Source organism: Luteibacter sp. GL_149, assembly GCF_057834065.1.
This window is the reverse complement of the sequence record NZ_CM174395.1, coordinates 1,349,719-1,365,690: the sequence shown is the minus strand read 5'-3', so window position 1 is coordinate 1,365,690 and position 15,972 is coordinate 1,349,719. Positions and strand designations below refer to the sequence as shown.

Genomic DNA, 15,972 nt, shown 5'->3' with positions numbered 1-15,972 from the left:
CACGCCCGTGAACGGCCTAAGCTGTTGACGTAGCGGCGCATTGACCGCATACTGGGCGTCTTTTTCAAGTCCAACCGAACTCTGGAGTTTTCCCTTGGCCAACATCAAGTCCGCGAAGAAGCGTGCGCGTCAGTCGGAGCAGCGCCGTCTGCGCAACGTCAGCGCGCGTTCCATGGTGCGTTCCGCACTTAAGAAGGTCGTCAAGGCGATCGACGCCAAGGATAAGGCTGGCGCAACGTCCGCTTACGCCGTTGCCGTGCCCGTCATGGATCGTTACGCCGCTCGCGGCCTGATCCACAAGAACAAGGCTGCCCGTCACAAGAGCCGCCTGAACGCCAAGATCCGCGACCTGGCATAAGCCTGCGCGACTGCGTTCACGAAGAAGCCGGCGAAAGCCGGCTTTTTTTTGGCTCTTCACGCACTACGGGGGCGATCTCGCGCGTCTGGTCGCCCTTTGGCTGAGGACCGCCGCTGGGTGGCTCGTGTTATTCGTGACTTGGCCGCCTCACGCTCGTGCCTCGGGGAGGCCGCGACCGGGTTGGCCCTTGGGGCCTTCGGCGCCGTCCCTGCGGGAGCGGGCCGTAGCGCCGCTTTCGCTCCAACTAGTCATCGCGGCCCTCGGCTAAGGCGGCCCCAAGGGCCAACCCGGCCACGGCACCGTCGACTGCGGTTTGCTGCGGGCAGAGCGCGAGCCGAGCAGGTGATAAGACCGGACCGGCAGGCGGCCATCACCGGCCATGCGTCACGCGCTGCCTTCCTCCACGTAACAGCAACGTTCGCAAGAGCCGTCGGCCACCGCCCTCGACGCGACTTGCGGAACCGAGCGCGGCGGGCGGATCAGGCCCGGAGGGGGCGGACCCGGACGGTCCGCCGTTTTCGCTGAGGCATGGAGGCCGAATCGAAAACCCCCGCCCGCCGCGCGGGCGCGACGGGGCGCAGCCATAGAACACCAGCCGCGCAGCGGCTATCCCTTCCCGAGCGACGGTGGAGACGGAGCGTCGAGGGCGGTTGAGGTGGTCTAATCTTTCTGGACATCCTGAGGGGATTCACAGCCAGAACGAGGTGAACCATGGGACGTAAAAATATGACGCAGGCGCAGCGGGACGAAGCCGTGCATCTGATCCTGGCCGAAGGCCATTCGACACGGCAGGTGTGTGAGATGTTGGATGTCGGCCCTACGGCGTTAAGACGGTGGGTGGCAATGTACCAGGCAGAGCATCCGGCGCCAGGCAGCCAAAGGACGGCCGACGAGGACCGTCGCCGTGTCGTCGAGCTCGAGGCGCAGGTGCTCAAGCTCCAGGAGGAGCGCGAACTGCTAAAAAAATCTATCGCCTTCTTCGTTCGGGAGAACGATCGCCCACGGCGGTGATCGACGAACTGAAGGGGGCGTACGCGGTCACCCAGCTTTGTGACGCCATGGAATACCCCCGCAGCAGTTACTACGCCGGGCGCGGCGCGGAGGAACGGCCGATTCCTGACGAGCCGAAGGCGGTGACCTCGGTTCGGCAGATTCATCGGCAGAGCCGAGGCAGCTACGGTACACGCCGCATGGCTGCGGAGCTTGCCCGGCAAGGCATGCCGACGGGTCGATATCGCGCCCGCACCCTGATGAAGAAGGCGGGTGTGTGGGCCGAACGGGTACGCCGGCACTCCTATCGCAGAGCGAGCAAGGCGGCGGTGCCCGCCCCCAACCTTCTTGCGCAGCAGTTCAACGTGGCCCGGCCCAACCAGGTCTGGGTCGGCGACATCACCTTCCTGCCGACCCGACAGGGCTGGCTGTACCTGGCCATCGTGGTGGATCTGTATGCCCGGCGGATCGTCGGCTGGGCGTTCTCGATCCAGCCCAACGCGAACTTGGCGCTGGCTGCTCTGGATCAGGCGGTGAAGGACCGCAGGCCCTCGGGTGAGCTGATGTTCCATTCCGACCAGGGCTCGCAATACAACAGCTTCGGCTTCATTCGGCGCCTGCAAGGCCTGGGAATCACTCAAAGCATGAGTCGAAAGGGACACTGCTGGGACAATGCTGTCGCCGAGCGGGTCTTCGCGTCGTTGAAAACCGAATGGATGCAACGGACCTACGACACTCGTCACGAAGCCGAGAGCGACGCCACGGTCTTCCTGACGTCTTACTACAACTACCGGCGCCTGCATGCGGCCAACGGTCAGGTCCCGCCAGCCATCCACGAGATGCTGACGGCCCGAAAAAAAACCCATCGGGTGTTTAGAAATACTTGACCACCTCAGGTGGCCGACGGCTCTCCCCGCAACGTCCGAGCGCAAAAGCGATGGCGATGGCGAAGCCGAGCCCTCCCCCGCAGCACGTGAATATCCATTTGTTTCATACCGCCCCCAAAGCCTCATCGGTAGCTGAAAGGCCTATTGCGACCCCGCAGCCGCGCAGGCTAGTTTCGCGTGTCAGATCGTATGCCCCCTCCATCGGGAGTCCTTATGCATCCGCACGCCCACCTCCTCCTCGCCCTTGCGCTGACTATTGCGGTTAGCGCCCACGCCCACGATGCCGGCCACCCTTCCCTACCGCCACCCGGCACGCAAGGCAACCCGCAGGGAGGCGATGCCACCGATCCCCATCAATGGCTGGAACGCGCCGACGATCCAGCGGTCCAGCAATGGATCGTCGAACAGAATGCGCATACCGAAGCGGTATTGGGCGCGATCCCCGCCGGCGCCGCGCTTACCGCGCGCATCAAACAGCTGGCCATCAGTGCGACCACCCGATCCACGCCCATGCTGGTGGGTGGCACGCTGTTTTATCTGCAACAAGTACCATCGCAATCGCAGCCGGTACTGATCGGCCAGACATGGCCGGCGGGAGCCGCCCGGCCCGTACTCGATCCGAACACCAACGACAACGCATCCATGGCCGGCTACTGGCCTTCGCCGGATGGCCGCTACCTCGCCTACGGAACCGAGGAAGGGGGCGACGAGCTCACCACTCTCCACGTGCTGGACGTAAAGAGCGGGAAACCCCTGACCGACACCCTACCGTGGGCAGGCGGCGGCCCCACCCCACCCGGACTGGCATGGGATGCCGACGGGAAAGGCTTTCTCTACGTGCGCTACGTGCCGCCGCAATCCGGCGCGGGCGTCCAGCTCTTCAATGCTTCGGTAGTCCACCACACACTGGGGGCACCCGCCACAGCGGATCGCATCGTGTTTGGCGAGCACTATTCGCCGGTTGCCGAGTACGAGCTGGTCAGCTCGAACGACGCCCAGCCGCAGACCGCGATCCTTGCCTACGAGGGAGATGGCGGACCGGCGGAGATATTCGTGCGCCAGGGCGAGACATTCCGTCGAGTACTCGGTCGAGACGCCGACATACGCAAAGCCGTATGGGTGTCCGACCGCCTCTATGCCACCGCATTCAAGGACGCTCCACGCGGAAAGGTCGTGGCGATCGACGGAAAGGGGCGCGCCACCACCGTACTCGAACAGCGCGAAGGTGCGATCCAGCAGGTCGCCCCGCTAGGCAAGGGATTCCTGGTGGTACGCAGTTGGGGGCCCGACTGGTGGATGGAACACTACGATGCCAAAGCAGCCCTGGTGCGCCGCCTGCCGCTGCCCGAGCAGGGCATCGCGATCGATGCCATCGCCGCCGGGTCCGGCCAGGACAAGGCACTGATCAGCTACCGGGGATGGGTAACGCCACGCCGATGGGTGGAATACGACGGCGCAACGGGCGACATCAAGACCGTATTCGAAGTGAAGCCGACAGCCGATTACTCGGCCATCGAGGTGCATCGCATCGACGGCGTGTCGAAGGATGGCACGAAGATTCCGGTGACCATCCTGGCCATGAAAGGTGTGCGGCCCGGTCACTCCAATCCAACGATTCTGGAAGGCTACGGCGGCTTCGGTTCACCGGTGCGACCCGGGTTTGTCGGTGCCGAACTGGCGTGGCTGGAACGCGGCGGCGTACTGGCCTATGCGAACACACGCGGCGGCAACGAATTCGGCGAAACGTGGCACGCGCAAGGACAGAAGCTGCACAAGCAGAACGTGATCGACGACTTTCACGCCGCATCGCTCGCCCTGCTCGACAGCGGCTGGACCGATCGCGCGCATCTGGGCATTTTCGGTATCAGCGACGGCGGATTGTTGATGGGCGCATCCCTGGTGCAACACCCGCAGGACTATCGCGCCGTGGTGGCGCGAGTAGGCCTTTACGACATACCGCGGCATGAAGTATTGACGGCCAACGGCCGCTACAACCGCAACGAATACGGCAGCATGAGCGACCCTGCCCAGGCCCGGGCCACGCTGGCCTATTCGCCGCTACAGCACGTAAAACCCAACGTCGCGTACCCCGCCGTGCTGCTCAGCACCGGAGCCAACGACAGTCATGTCGGACCATGGCAATCGCGCAAATTTGCCGCCGCACTGCAAGCCGCGGCCCTGACCGTGCCGCCCGCGTCGCGTCAACCGACCCTGCTATTGACGCGCATGAACGCCGGGCACGGTGCAGGCGCACCATTCAGTCAGCGCGTCGGAGACACGGTCTTGAGCATGACGTTCTTTGCCAGCGAACTGGGGCTGGCCGACAAGGCGCAATAAACACCCGGACACAGGAAGAGCTGAACTGGCGTGGTCGCGATAATCCCGTGCACCGCACTAGATTCCTGCCTGCGCAGGAATGACGGTGAAGGGGAGGTGGTGCAAGGGAATACAGGCGCTGCACTTCGCTCGCCACCACGACTCCCCACTGCCTGGAGGGGGAACCAGGGAAACTTACTCGCCGCGCATGCGCACGTCGTCCATCGCTTCGGCACGCTCGCGCGCCTCGGCCTTTTCGACATCGAAGAACTGCTGGATCTGCACGCAAACCTCGCGAGTACCTTCGCCGCCCGCGGCGGACACCAGGAACCACGGCTGCGTCCAACCCAGTCGCGCGACGATGCTGTTGGCGACTTCGTGCAGCTCGTCCTGATCCGAGTAAACATCGGACTTATTGATGACGAGCCAGCGAGGACGCGACATAAGTTCTTCGTCGAACTTCTCAAGCTCCTGCTCGATGGCACGCACCTGCTCAACCGGATCGGCCCCGTCCAGCGGCGCGATATCCACCATGTGCAGCAACAGGCTGGTACGCGAGACATGACGCAGGAACTGGATACCCAGACCCGCACCCTCGGCGGCACCCTCGATGATTCCCGGAATGTCGGCAATCACGAAGCTCTGGTCGATACCGATGCGCACGACGCCCAGATTCGGATGCAACGTCGTGAACGGATAATCCGCCACGCGCGGCGTAGCAGCCGACACCGCACGGATAAAGGTGGACTTGCCTGCGTTCGGGAAACCCAGCAGACCGACATCGGCCAGCAGGCGCAGCTCGAGCTTCAGCTCGCGCACTTCGCCCGGCGTACCCGGCGTCATCTTGCGCGGAGCGCGATTGACCGAGCTCTTGAAATGGATATTGCCCAGACCGCCACGACCACCCTGCGCAACCTTCATGCGCATGCCGTTGGCCGTGAGATCGCCGATAACTTCATCGGTGTCGACGTTGGTCACCATGGTGCCGACCGGGACGCGCACTTCGATATCGTCGCCGCCCTTGCCGTACATCTGGCTACCCATACCGCCCTGCCCCCGCGGCGCTTTGAAGGCGCGCTGGTGACGGAAGTCGATCAGCGTATTCAGACCCTCGTCGGCAACGAGCCAGACCGAGCCGCCGTTGCCACCATCGCCGCCATCGGGACCACCGAACGGGATGAATTTCTCGCGACGGAAACTGACACAGCCGCTGCCGCCGTCTCCGGCCATGACTCTGATGGTAGCTTCGTCAACGAATTTCATGGGTATTGCCTGACCTTGAAGGGGCCCGGCCTACATTGTAAGCCGATGCCCAAAACCATTGCCGCATATAAACAAAAGGCCCCGCCTGAGCGGGGCCTTTGTTGTCGCGTCGCGAAAGACCCTTAGGCCGTAACGACGTCGACGAACTTGCGACCCTTGTCGCCGCGGACCTTGAAGGCAACCGTGCCGTCAACGAGCGCGAACAGGGTGTGGTCGCGGCCGAGACCGACGCCAACGCCTGCATGGAACTTGGTACCGCGCTGACGCACGATAATGTTACCGGCTTCGACAGCCTGGCCACCGTAGATCTTCACACCGAGATACTTCGGGTTCGAATCGCGACCGTTGCGGCTGGAACCTACGCCTTTTTTATGTGCCATGACTCATTCTCCAGCAGATCAGGCAGTGATGCCCGTGATCTCGATTTCGGTGTAGTGCTGACGGTGTCCCTGCTGCTTCTTGTGGTGCTTGCGGCGGCGGAACTTGATGATGCGGATCTTATCCGCGCGACCGTGGGCGCGAATCTTCGCACTGACGGTAGCACCTTCGACCAGCGGGGCGCCGACGGTGATCGACTCGCCCGAGCCAACCAGGAGGACCTGGTCGAACTGGAACGTGGAATCGACTTCGGCGTTCAGCAGTTCGACGCGCAGGACTTCGCCCTGCATGACGCGGTACTGCTTACCGCCAGTCTTGATGACTGCGTAACTCATGGGATTATCCCTTCTGTAGTTCTTCTTGGGGGTACTGCTAATCGCGAATTATAGCGACCCGGGAAAGCCCAGGTCAAACAGGGGGTTGGGGCGCGAAAGAGGTCCCCGGGGGCGGATGAGTCGGCCGTCGCCGCGATGAGCGCCGCGGCGGATCAAAAAGCCAGTCTATCAATAAGTTAGGTCACCCCGCTTCGCACGCTTTTCGCACCGTCACCGATCTTTAGAGCATGGCACAAGCGCGCAAGCGCGCTCCCACAGGTTCGCTCCGTGGGAGGCGCCGGGCAGATTCCGCCTATTTCTTCTTTGCGGGTGCGGGCTGGGCAGCCGGAGCGGGCTTGGCGGGCTGAGCGCCTGCCGCAGTGGCCGGGCACTGGCCCTGGGCGTTCAGAGTGCCCTGGGTCTGCAACTGGGCAATCATCTGCTGGCCGCGCTCGTTACCCCACTGCTTGCCGACCTGCATGCCTTCGGCCATGGTGGCAGGCATCTGGGTGATGACCTTCTGGCCCAGCGGCGATTTGTAGAACTTGAGCAGACCGTCGATATCCTCGGCCGTGAAATGCTTCTGGTATACCGGGACCATACGGCCGATCAACTGGCTGGTGGCATTGGCATCGACGAAGCCTTGCCAGTAACTGGCCGGTACGCAAGGGAGCGCGCTCTGCATCACGCCAGCCATCTGGCTGTTCATGGTGCTCAGCATGCGACCCATGCCCACGGCTTCCATCAACTGCCGCACCTGCTGCTCGCTGGGCTGCGCCGCCAGCGCCTGGCCCGTACATCCCGCCAGCACCAGGCCGGCGGCAATCCCTGTCCACTTACGCATCGCATAGCTCCTCTTCGATGATTGACGCACCCCTGACGGGGTGGCGGTGCATATTAGCCACGAATGCGCAGCCTCTGGAAACCCGGCCCGTCCGGGCGCTATCAGGCTCCATCCCCGCAGGACTCCACGGAAACCGCTTTATGACGCCCGTCCGCTTCCTGCCCCTTGCGTGCTCCCTGGCCGTCGCCCCGGCCATAGCCGCCGAATCCCGCGATGTAGCCATGGCCCCCATCTGCGCAGGCATCGCCAAGTCCAGGCCCGCCGACCCGGAAGGCATCATCCAGGTGATGCTGGTGGCCAAACCCAGGGCAGGGACCCTTCCCGCGGACCTGAAGCTCGAACTGCGCGAACCATCCGGCCGCACCGAACCGGTCGCCCTGGACACGAACCACAGCTTCGACCCCCGCTGCGACGTACCGGGCCGGCCCGAGTCAGTCGTGCGGGTGAACTATCCGAAGGCCCGGGTGAACTTCGGCATGGTGTTTCCCGCTCGCGTACCGCCGGGCACGCAGATGTCCTACGCCAAGCTGGCCGAATCGGTGCCCGTGATGCAGGAGGCCATCCGTCTTCAGGCGGGGGTCTTCCGGTTCTTCGCTCCGAAGGTCCGCGGTATCCGCCTGATTTTCCCCGCCGCCGGACAGACGGCGACCATCGATGCCCCGGGCGGACCGAAAACCTTCGCCGCGGACCATCAGGGCATTGCCATCGTGCCGTGGAACCCGGACTGGGCAACGGCGCAGGTGACGCTGAGCTCGCCACTGAAAGGCATCGCTCCTGACATGAAGTGACAGCAGAGATTCGGGGCATCCACAAGCCATCCACGGCCTCTTGCTATAGTCGGTGACTTCCCCCATTTCGCTGCGTACATGGACACTATTCGCATCCGCGGCGCTCGCACGCACAACCTCAAGAATATCGACCTGGACCTGCCCCGCGATCGCCTGATCGTGATTACGGGACTGTCCGGTTCGGGCAAATCCTCGCTGGCTTTCGACACAATCTACGCCGAAGGCCAACGTCGCTATGTCGAGTCGCTCTCGGCGTATGCGCGACAGTTCCTGTCGATCATGGAAAAACCCGACGTCGATCACATCGAGGGTCTGTCGCCGGCCATCTCGATCGAGCAGAAATCGACCTCGCACAATCCGCGCTCCACCGTGGGCACGATTACCGAGGTCTACGACTATCTGCGCCTGCTTTACGCACGCGTCGGTACGCCGCGCTGCCCGACCCACGCCATTCCGCTCGAAGCGCAGACGATCAGCCAGATGGTGGATCACGCGCTGGCGCTGGATGCCGAAAAACGCTGGATGCTGCTTGCACCGGTCGTGCGCGAGCGCAAGGGCGAGCACGTGCAGATTTTCGACCAGCTACGCGCGCAGGGCTTCGTGCGCGCGCGCGTCGACGGCGTCGTCTACGACCTCGATGCCGTGCCGCCGCTGACGCTGCGCCAGAAGCACACCATCGAAGCGGTCATCGACCGCTTCCGTCCGCGCGACGACATCAAGCAGCGCCTCGCCGAATCGTTCGAAACCGCGCTGCGGTTGGGCGAAGGTATCGTCGTGCTGGTCGACATGGACAACGCGAAAGCACCCGAGCAACTGTTCTCCTCACGCTATTCCTGCCCGATGTGCGATTACTCGCTGCCGGAACTGGAACCGCGCCTGTTCTCGTTCAACTCGCCCGTCGGCGCATGCCCGACCTGCGACGGCCTGGGCGTGACCCAGGTGTTCGATCCCGCGCGCGTGGTCGGCCATCCCGAGCTCAGCCTCGCCGGTGGCGCCATCCGTGGCTGGGATCGCCGCAACGCCTATTACTTCCAGATGATCATGTCGCTGGCGAAGCATTACGGCTTCGACGCCGACACGGCCTGGCGCGAACTGCCGAAGTCGGTGCAGAACGCGGTATTGCGCGGCTCCGGCAAGGACGTCATTCCGTTCCGCTATATCACCGAACGTGGCGGCAAGGTCACCCGGGAACATCGTTTCGAAGGCATCCTGCCCAACCTGGAACGTCGTTATCGCGAAACCGAATCGGCGGCCGTGCGCGAGGAACTGTCGAAGTACATCGCCGACCATCCCTGCCCCGACTGCAACGGCCAGCGCCTGAACCCGTCCGCCCGTAACGTGTTCGTGGCGGATCGCGCGATCCCGTCGCTGACATCGCTGGCGATCGACGACGCACTCGGCTTCTTCGACTCGCTCAGCCTGCCCGGCTGGCGCGGCGAGATCGCCGTGAAGATCGTGAAGGAAATCCGCGAGCGCCTGACCTTCCTCAACGACGTCGGCCTCAACTATCTCACGCTGGATCGCCAGGCCGACTCGCTTTCCGGCGGCGAAGCCCAGCGCATCCGTCTGGCCAGCCAGATCGGTGCCGGCCTCGTGGGCGTGATGTATGTGCTCGATGAACCGTCGATCGGCCTGCATCAGCGCGACAACGAACGGCTGCTCGGCACGCTCACGCGCCTGCGCGATCTGGGCAACACGGTGATCGTCGTCGAACACGACGAAGATGCGATCCGCGCCGCCGACTACGTGCTGGACATCGGTCCGGGTGCGGGCGTGCATGGCGGCGAGATCGTCGGCGCGGGCACGCTGGAACAGGTGCTGAAATCGCCGCGCTCGATCACCGCGAAATACCTTACCGGCGAACGTGGTATCGCCGTGCCGACGAAGCGGCGCGAAGCGAAGGACGGTCAGTGGATCGAACTGAAAGGCGCGTCGGGCAATAATCTGAAAGACGTCGACCTGTCGGTTCCGGTCGGCGTGTTCACGTGTGTCACGGGCGTGTCCGGCTCGGGCAAGTCGACGCTGATCAACGACACGCTCTACCGTCTGGCCGCCGCCGAACTCAATGGCTCCAGCGAGCAGCCGGCAGCCTATGAATCAGTCGAAGGCCTTGAGCTGTTCGACAAGGTCGTGGACATCGACCAGTCGCCGATCGGTCGTACGCCGCGCTCGAACCCGGCCACGTATACAGGCCTCTTCACCCCGCTGCGCGAGCTATTCTCGCAGGTGCCCGAAGCGCGGCAGCGCGGCTATACGCCGGGCCGTTTCAGTTTCAACGTACGCGGTGGCCGCTGCGAAGCCTGCGAAGGCGACGGCATGATCAAGGTGGAGATGCATTTCCTTCCCGACGTGTATGTGCCCTGCGACGTCTGCCACGGCAAGCGTTACAACCGCGAGACGCTGGAAGTTCTGTACAAGGGCCACACCATTGCCGACGTTCTCAACATGACGGTGGAAGATGCGTACCGGCTGTTCGAACCAGTACCGGTCATCGCCCGCAAGCTGGAAACGTTGCGCGCGGTCGGCCTCGACTACGTCAAGCTCGGCCAGAGCGCCACGACGCTTTCGGGCGGTGAAGCGCAGCGCGTGAAGCTGTCGAAGGAACTCTCCAAGCGCGACACCGGCAGCACGCTCTACATACTGGACGAGCCGACCACCGGCCTGCACTTCCACGATATCGAGCAATTGCTGGACGTGCTGCATCGACTGGTCGAGCACGGCAATACGGTCGTCGTCATCGAGCACAACCTCGATGTGATCAAGACGGCCGACTGGCTCGTCGACCTGGGCCCCGAAGGCGGCGCGGGTGGCGGTCGCATTCTGGTCAGCGGCACGCCGGAAAAGATCGCCGCGACGAAAGACTCGCATACCGGCCGGTTCCTCGCCCCCCATCTGAAGTCCGCGAAAGCACCGGCCAAGGCCGTCACGAAAACCGTGGCGACGAAGTCCGCCGCGAAAACCGTGACGACAAAAGCACCCCCGACAAAATCCAAGGCCGCCGCGAAACCGGTGGCCGCGAAGAAAAAGAAAACTGCATGACGACCGAAGCAAGCAAGACACCCTCGCCGACGCCGCTGCTCATCGCACCGATCACGGTGCGCTGGCGCGACCTGGACACGTACAACCACGTCAACAATTCGAACTACCTCACGTATCTCGAAGAAGCCCGGTTGCAATGGCTGCTGACGATTCCTGGTAAGTGGTACACGCCCGAAAGCGCCCCGGTCATGGCGGCCAGCCAGCTCAATTACCGCCTGCCGATCGAATGGCCGGCCGAGATCGACGTGGAGCTTTTCTGCGAACGTGTGGGCACCAGCTCCATGACGATCGGCCACCGCATGGTCGCCCACGACGACGCGACGCGCATTCACTGCGACGGCAACGTCACGGTGGTATGGGTCAATCCGAAAACGGGACGCCCCGTGCCGTTGCCGGATACGGTTCGCGAGGCGATAAGCCAGCCCGCCTGAGCATCCGGGGAACCGGCTAATACCCATCGCGCGCAGGCGCGCTCCCACCGGGGCGTGACGATCCTGAACGGGTAGCGTCATCTCCGGCGCGCTCGCACATTTCACCCGTACGAACTTGCGTATGATCCCGGGCACATCCCCATGGAGAGTGCCATGTCCCGTCGTCTGATCGCCCTTGGCGTTGCCTGCGCCGTCGCCCTGCCCGCCGTTGCTACGGAATCGCCCGCGAGCCTCACGCTTTACCGGGCGGACGGCGACTCCCTGTTCCAGACGAATGGGGAAACATTCTCCAGCGACGGTTACGCGGTCGTGCACGAGCGTCGTGCGTTCGATCTGCGCAGCGGCACACAGGACATCTCCATCGGCGGCCTGCCCGCCGCACTCGACAGCGAAGCGCTTTCGCTTCGCTTCCCCGGCAAAGGCACCAGCGTGGTCTCGCAACGATTGCTGCTTGGGCAGGGCTTCGGCGGCGCGGTCGCCGGTCTTGTCGGAAAGAACGTCGTCGTCATCGGTACCTCGGGACAGCCGATCGCCAGCGGCATCTTGCTGCGTGGCGGCGATGCGCTGGTGGTGAAAGAAGCGAACGGGCAGTCGACGCTCATCCGCGAATACGCCGCTCTGCGTGCCGCGGACAACAGCAACTTCTCCCGTGGCTCCACCCTGCAGGTGCGCGTCGACGCCGCCAGCGGCGGCTCGTCCACCGCCACGCTGAGCTACCCGACGTCCGGCCTCGGCTGGCGCGCGGCATACACGGCCATGCTCGCTCCGGGCGCCACTTGCCGCATGACGTTCGACTCCTGGGCAAGCATCGCCAACCGCAGCGGTCGCGACTGGAACGACACGACGCTGAAGCTCGTGGCCGGCGACGCGAACCGTGCGAAGGCCCCGCCGGTCCAGGCACGCTACAACAAGGTTGCGATGGCGGCGGCTCCCATGGCCGACAGCGCCGGCATGCCCGAGCAGGCCACGCTCGCCGACCTGCGCACCTTCACGCTCCCCACACCGATCGATCTGCCCGACGGCAGCGTTACGCAGACGCCGCTGTATACGACACGCGAGATCGACTGCGAACGGACGGCCCTCTATGAGAACGGCGGGACGTGGTTTCCGCAGTCGCCAAACACATCGCGCAACGGCAACGGCCAGCAGGAGTCGCCGATCGTCACGACCGTGCGCCTGAAGGCATTCGACAGCCTGCCCGGCGGTTATGCGCGCGTACTGACCGCCGATCGCGACGGCAATGCGGAGCTGCTCGGCGAGGGTCGCATCGAGGACACCGCGAAAGGTAGCGACGCCACCATCGTGCTCGGCACCGCGTTCGATCTGAAAGCCACGCGCGAACAGACGGCGTTCACGCTGGACAATCCCGGCCATCGTCTCGACGAAGCGTTCCGCATCAAGCTCACCAACGCCAGCGATACGGCGCGCGTGGTCACGGTACGCGAGCATCCGACCCGCTGGCGCGGCTGGAAGCTCGTTTCCTCGTCGACCAAGGCGTCGAAGCAGACGCCCGATACGCTAGAGTTCAAGGTCGACGTACCCGCCAACGGCAGCGCCACGCTCGATTACGCAGTGCGCTACCAGTGGGCCGCCGACGACATGCCGCGCGGCGCACGCTAACCCGACACGACCGGAACCCTCATGCTCGACATACTTCCGCAAGACGACGGCATCCACGAAATCCGCCTGGCGCGCGCGCCGGTCAACGCACTGGATGTCACCCTGGTCCGCGCGCTGCGCGAAGCTGTCGCCAACGCACCGGCCAACGGTGCGCAGGGGATCGTGATCTCCGGTGCGCAGGGCATGTTCTCCGCCGGCGTCGACGTACCCTCGCTGCTCGGAAAGGACCCCGAGGGCGTACGCGAATACTGGCGCGAGTTCTTCCTGATGTGCGGCGCGCTGGCGAAGTCGCCGGTTCCCATCGTGGCCGCGGTAACGGGCCATAGCCCGGCGGGTGGCGCGGTTATCGCGCTGTTCGCGGACTATCGCGTCATGGCGCACGGGCCGTACAAGATCGGTCTGAACGAGGTACAGGTCGGTCTTTCGGTACCGGAACCGATCCAGCTGATCATGCGCCGCACCGTCGGCGCGTATCGCGCGGAACGTCTCCTGACGTCGGGCACCATGGTCGATGCCGAGCAGGCGCTGGCCCTCGGCATGGTCGACGAACTGGTCGGACTGGAGCAGGTCGTCACGCGCTCGCTGGTCTGGCTGCGCGAGCTGTTGGCGCTGCCGCGCAATGCCATGCTGCGTACGCGTGCGCTGGCGCGTGCGGATCTGGCCGCGGCTTATGCGGACCCGGCCAGCCTGCCCATTGACGATTTCGTCAACGACTTCTTCGCCGAGGAAACGCAGACCACGTTGAAGGCGTTGGTGGCGCGGTTGAAGGCGAAGTAACAGTCGCACCTTCGAATCCCCCTCGCCGTCATTCCGGCGCACGTGCACCGGAATGACGGTGAGGGGAAAATGCGACGAGGCTATCGGTCGTTCTTGCGACGAATCCAGCAACACCCGTTACGCCAGCACCGTCATCTCGACAGGCACCACGGTCTCGCCACTAATCACCTGAGCCTGACCGTCCTGCACCATGAACTGGATCTGCATCGTCCGCTCGGTCAACGCCGCGAGTGCGTCGACCGTGGCCGGGGCGATATCGACGACTGTGACGTTCTTCGTGCGAGCTACCGCGGCGGCGGTCTTCTTCCACCACACTTCGGCGCTGCGGCCGCTATAGGTGTAAACGATCACCCGGTTCGCGCGCCCCGCCGCGCGACGGATGCGCTGCTCGTCCGGCTGCCCGATCTCGATCCACAGGTCGACTTCGCCGGTCAGCTCCTTGCGCCACAGGTCCGGTTCGTCGTCCGAACTCAGGCCCTTGCCGAAGACAAGCGATTCATCGGCATTCAGTGCAAACGCCAGCACCCGGATCATCATCCGCTCGTCGGTTTCCGACGGGTGCTGCGCGATCGTCAGCGGATGGGCCTGGTAGTAATGCCGGTCCATATCGCTGATCTGCAGCTCGGCCTTGTAGACCGTCGATTTGAGTGCCATGAGGGGAAGTTACCGGGGACGTGTGGCCGCAAAGCCTACACGAACGACGCGTCCGCCAGCTGCCTTGCCACGAATTCGTCCGCCGGCGACGGCCTGCCCACGTGGAAGCCCTGGACCATGTCGCAGTTCATTTCGATCAGCCGATCGAGCGTTTCCTGGTTCTCGACACCCTCGGCCACGGCCTCGAGACCAAGGCGATGGGCGACCTCGACCATCGCCCGCACCAGCTGCTCCGTGCGGGGATCGTCGATCATCGCGTCCACGAAGGTACGGTCGATCTTCAGCTCGGTAGCCGGGAAGTGGCGCAGATACGCGAACGAGGCATAACCCGTGCCGAAGTCGTCGATGGCGACACGCATGCCACGGTCGCGCAACCGGCGCAGCACGCGCACGCTCATGTCCAGATCGGTGAGCAGTGCGGTTTCGGTGACCTCGACGATCACGGATTCGGCCGGGACCCCCCAGATATCCAGCGCCCCCAGCATCTGTTCCGCGAAGCCCTGTTCCACGAAAACGCGTGCCGAAAGATTAATGGCGATATCGATCGGCGCACCGGCACGATGCAGTGTGGCCACGTGTCGCAGCGACGCGTTGAGGCTCCAGCGCGTCAGGGGAACGATCAGATCGCTGCGCTCCGCGAACGGAATGAAATCGACCGGCGCGACTTCGCCATGCGTCTGGGTATTCCATCGCGCCAGCGATTCCACGCGCGTGATCGCCTGTTTGCGCAGATCGAGCAGGGGCTGGAAGTAAACCTGCAGGCGGTTCGCTTCGATGTCTTCGCGCAGCTCCCCATACAGGATTTCGACCTGGGTATTGTCCGGCTGGTACATCGCGAACGGTTCGCCGATGCGCAGCGCTTCGTCGTGGGCGATTTCGGCGCGACGGCATAGCAGCTCGGCGGCGGCGCCATGTTCGGGATGCATGGCCGCGCCGACTACCACGCGGCCATGCCAGGGCCGGTCGCCGCACATCAGCGGTTCGTCGAATCCGCCGACCAGCCGGGTAGCCGCCAGCAAGGCATGGGTGCGGTTGCGGATAGCGGGAAGCAACAGCACGAACGTGTCGTCCGCGGCGACGAAGACCTTGTCGATATGCCGGACGATTTCGACGATGCGCTCGCGAGCGGCGAGCATGATCTCGTTACCGAAGCCATAACCGAAGCGCAGTTGCGCCTCGCGCATGCCCCGCATCCGTACCACCAGCACGGCACACAGACCCTCGCGCGAACTGTCGCGGTCGAGCAGCGCCTGCATGGCGGTGAAAATATGGGCGCGATCCGTCACGACAGCCTCGGACGATGCGGTAATAAA

The 15,972-nt window shown here is 64.1% G+C and carries 15 protein-coding genes; 9 read left to right on the top strand and 6 right to left on the bottom strand.

The genetic code is table 11. The features are described 5' to 3' along the window. The first annotated feature begins 94 nt into the window (after positions 1 to 94). The 4 genes from rpsT to AC3IR3_RS06110 all read left to right on the top strand — a co-directional run bounded on the left by rpsT (position 95) and on the right by AC3IR3_RS06110 (position 4,572). The gene (gene rpsT / locus AC3IR3_RS06125) at positions 95 to 358 is read left to right on the top strand and encodes a 30S ribosomal protein S20 (protein ID WP_132141112.1); all 264 of its coding nucleotides are present in this window, start codon (positions 95 to 97) and stop codon (positions 356 to 358) included. Between the two features lie 711 nt (positions 359 to 1,069). After that, positions 1,070 to 1,369: a transposase gene (locus AC3IR3_RS06120; protein ID WP_489195295.1), complete on the top strand. Its 300-nt coding sequence runs from the start codon at positions 1,070 to 1,072 to the stop codon at positions 1,367 to 1,369. Next, entirely contained in the window at positions 1,366 to 2,235 is an 870-nt protein-coding gene (locus AC3IR3_RS06115; RefSeq protein WP_489195294.1) for an IS3 family transposase, read from the top strand. Before AC3IR3_RS06120 ends, AC3IR3_RS06115 begins: the two co-directional genes overlap by 4 nt. Before the next feature lie 213 nt (positions 2,236 to 2,448). Continuing rightward, entirely contained in the window at positions 2,449 to 4,572 is a 2,124-nt protein-coding gene (locus AC3IR3_RS06110; RefSeq protein WP_489196069.1) for a prolyl oligopeptidase family serine peptidase, read from the top strand. 174 nt (positions 4,573 to 4,746) lie between these two features. On the opposite strand, the gene cgtA is transcribed toward AC3IR3_RS06110, so the two are convergent. The 4 genes from cgtA to AC3IR3_RS06090 form a co-directional block, all read right to left on the bottom strand. Next, on the bottom strand, positions 4,747 to 5,814 hold the full coding sequence (gene cgtA / locus AC3IR3_RS06105; RefSeq protein WP_489196068.1) for an Obg family GTPase CgtA: 1,068 nt from the start codon (positions 5,812 to 5,814) through the stop codon (positions 4,747 to 4,749). 122 nt (positions 5,815 to 5,936) lie between these two features. Then, the gene (rpmA, locus tag AC3IR3_RS06100) at positions 5,937 to 6,194 is read right to left on the bottom strand and encodes a 50S ribosomal protein L27 (protein ID WP_489196067.1); all 258 of its coding nucleotides are present in this window, start codon (positions 6,192 to 6,194) and stop codon (positions 5,937 to 5,939) included. Between the two features lie 18 nt (positions 6,195 to 6,212). Then, entirely contained in the window at positions 6,213 to 6,527 is a 315-nt protein-coding gene (gene rplU, locus AC3IR3_RS06095) for a 50S ribosomal protein L21 (RefSeq protein WP_132141108.1), read from the bottom strand. A 292-nt stretch (positions 6,528 to 6,819) separates the two neighbouring features. Beyond that, complete coding sequence (locus tag AC3IR3_RS06090) at positions 6,820 to 7,350, bottom strand: DUF2059 domain-containing protein (RefSeq protein ID WP_489196066.1); 531 nt, start codon at positions 7,348 to 7,350, stop codon at positions 6,820 to 6,822. 140 nt (positions 7,351 to 7,490) lie between these two features. Here AC3IR3_RS06090 and AC3IR3_RS06085 point away from each other — a divergent pair, with 140 nt between their 5' ends. From AC3IR3_RS06085 to AC3IR3_RS06065, 5 genes are all read left to right on the top strand, one after another. Further along, complete coding sequence (locus AC3IR3_RS06085; RefSeq protein ID WP_489196065.1) at positions 7,491 to 8,138, top strand: hypothetical protein; 648 nt, start codon at positions 7,491 to 7,493, stop codon at positions 8,136 to 8,138. A gap of 78 nt (positions 8,139 to 8,216) precedes the next feature. Continuing rightward, complete coding sequence (uvrA, locus tag AC3IR3_RS06080; protein WP_489196064.1) at positions 8,217 to 11,177, top strand: excinuclease ABC subunit UvrA; 2,961 nt, start codon at positions 8,217 to 8,219, stop codon at positions 11,175 to 11,177. Next, the gene (locus AC3IR3_RS06075; RefSeq protein ID WP_489196063.1) at positions 11,174 to 11,608 is read left to right on the top strand and encodes an acyl-CoA thioesterase; all 435 of its coding nucleotides are present in this window, start codon (positions 11,174 to 11,176) and stop codon (positions 11,606 to 11,608) included. Before uvrA ends, AC3IR3_RS06075 begins: the two co-directional genes overlap by 4 nt. Positions 11,609 to 11,761: 153 nt before the next feature. After that, positions 11,762 to 13,228, top strand: coding sequence for a DUF4139 domain-containing protein (locus AC3IR3_RS06070; RefSeq protein WP_489196062.1), 1,467 nt, complete (start codon positions 11,762 to 11,764; stop codon positions 13,226 to 13,228). Between the two features lie 21 nt (positions 13,229 to 13,249). Next, on the top strand, positions 13,250 to 14,005 hold the full coding sequence (locus AC3IR3_RS06065; RefSeq protein ID WP_489196061.1) for an enoyl-CoA hydratase/isomerase family protein: 756 nt from the start codon (positions 13,250 to 13,252) through the stop codon (positions 14,003 to 14,005). A 117-nt stretch (positions 14,006 to 14,122) separates the two neighbouring features. Here AC3IR3_RS06065 and AC3IR3_RS06060 read toward each other — a convergent pair whose 3' ends face one another. Beyond that, positions 14,123 to 14,659, bottom strand: a complete 537-nt coding sequence (locus tag AC3IR3_RS06060) for a YaeQ family protein (RefSeq protein WP_489196060.1) — start codon at positions 14,657 to 14,659, stop codon at positions 14,123 to 14,125. A gap of 35 nt (positions 14,660 to 14,694) precedes the next feature. Beyond that, positions 14,695 to 15,945, bottom strand: a complete 1,251-nt coding sequence (locus AC3IR3_RS06055; protein ID WP_489196059.1) for a putative bifunctional diguanylate cyclase/phosphodiesterase — start codon at positions 15,943 to 15,945, stop codon at positions 14,695 to 14,697. Between the last annotated feature and the right edge of the window lie 27 nt (positions 15,946 to 15,972).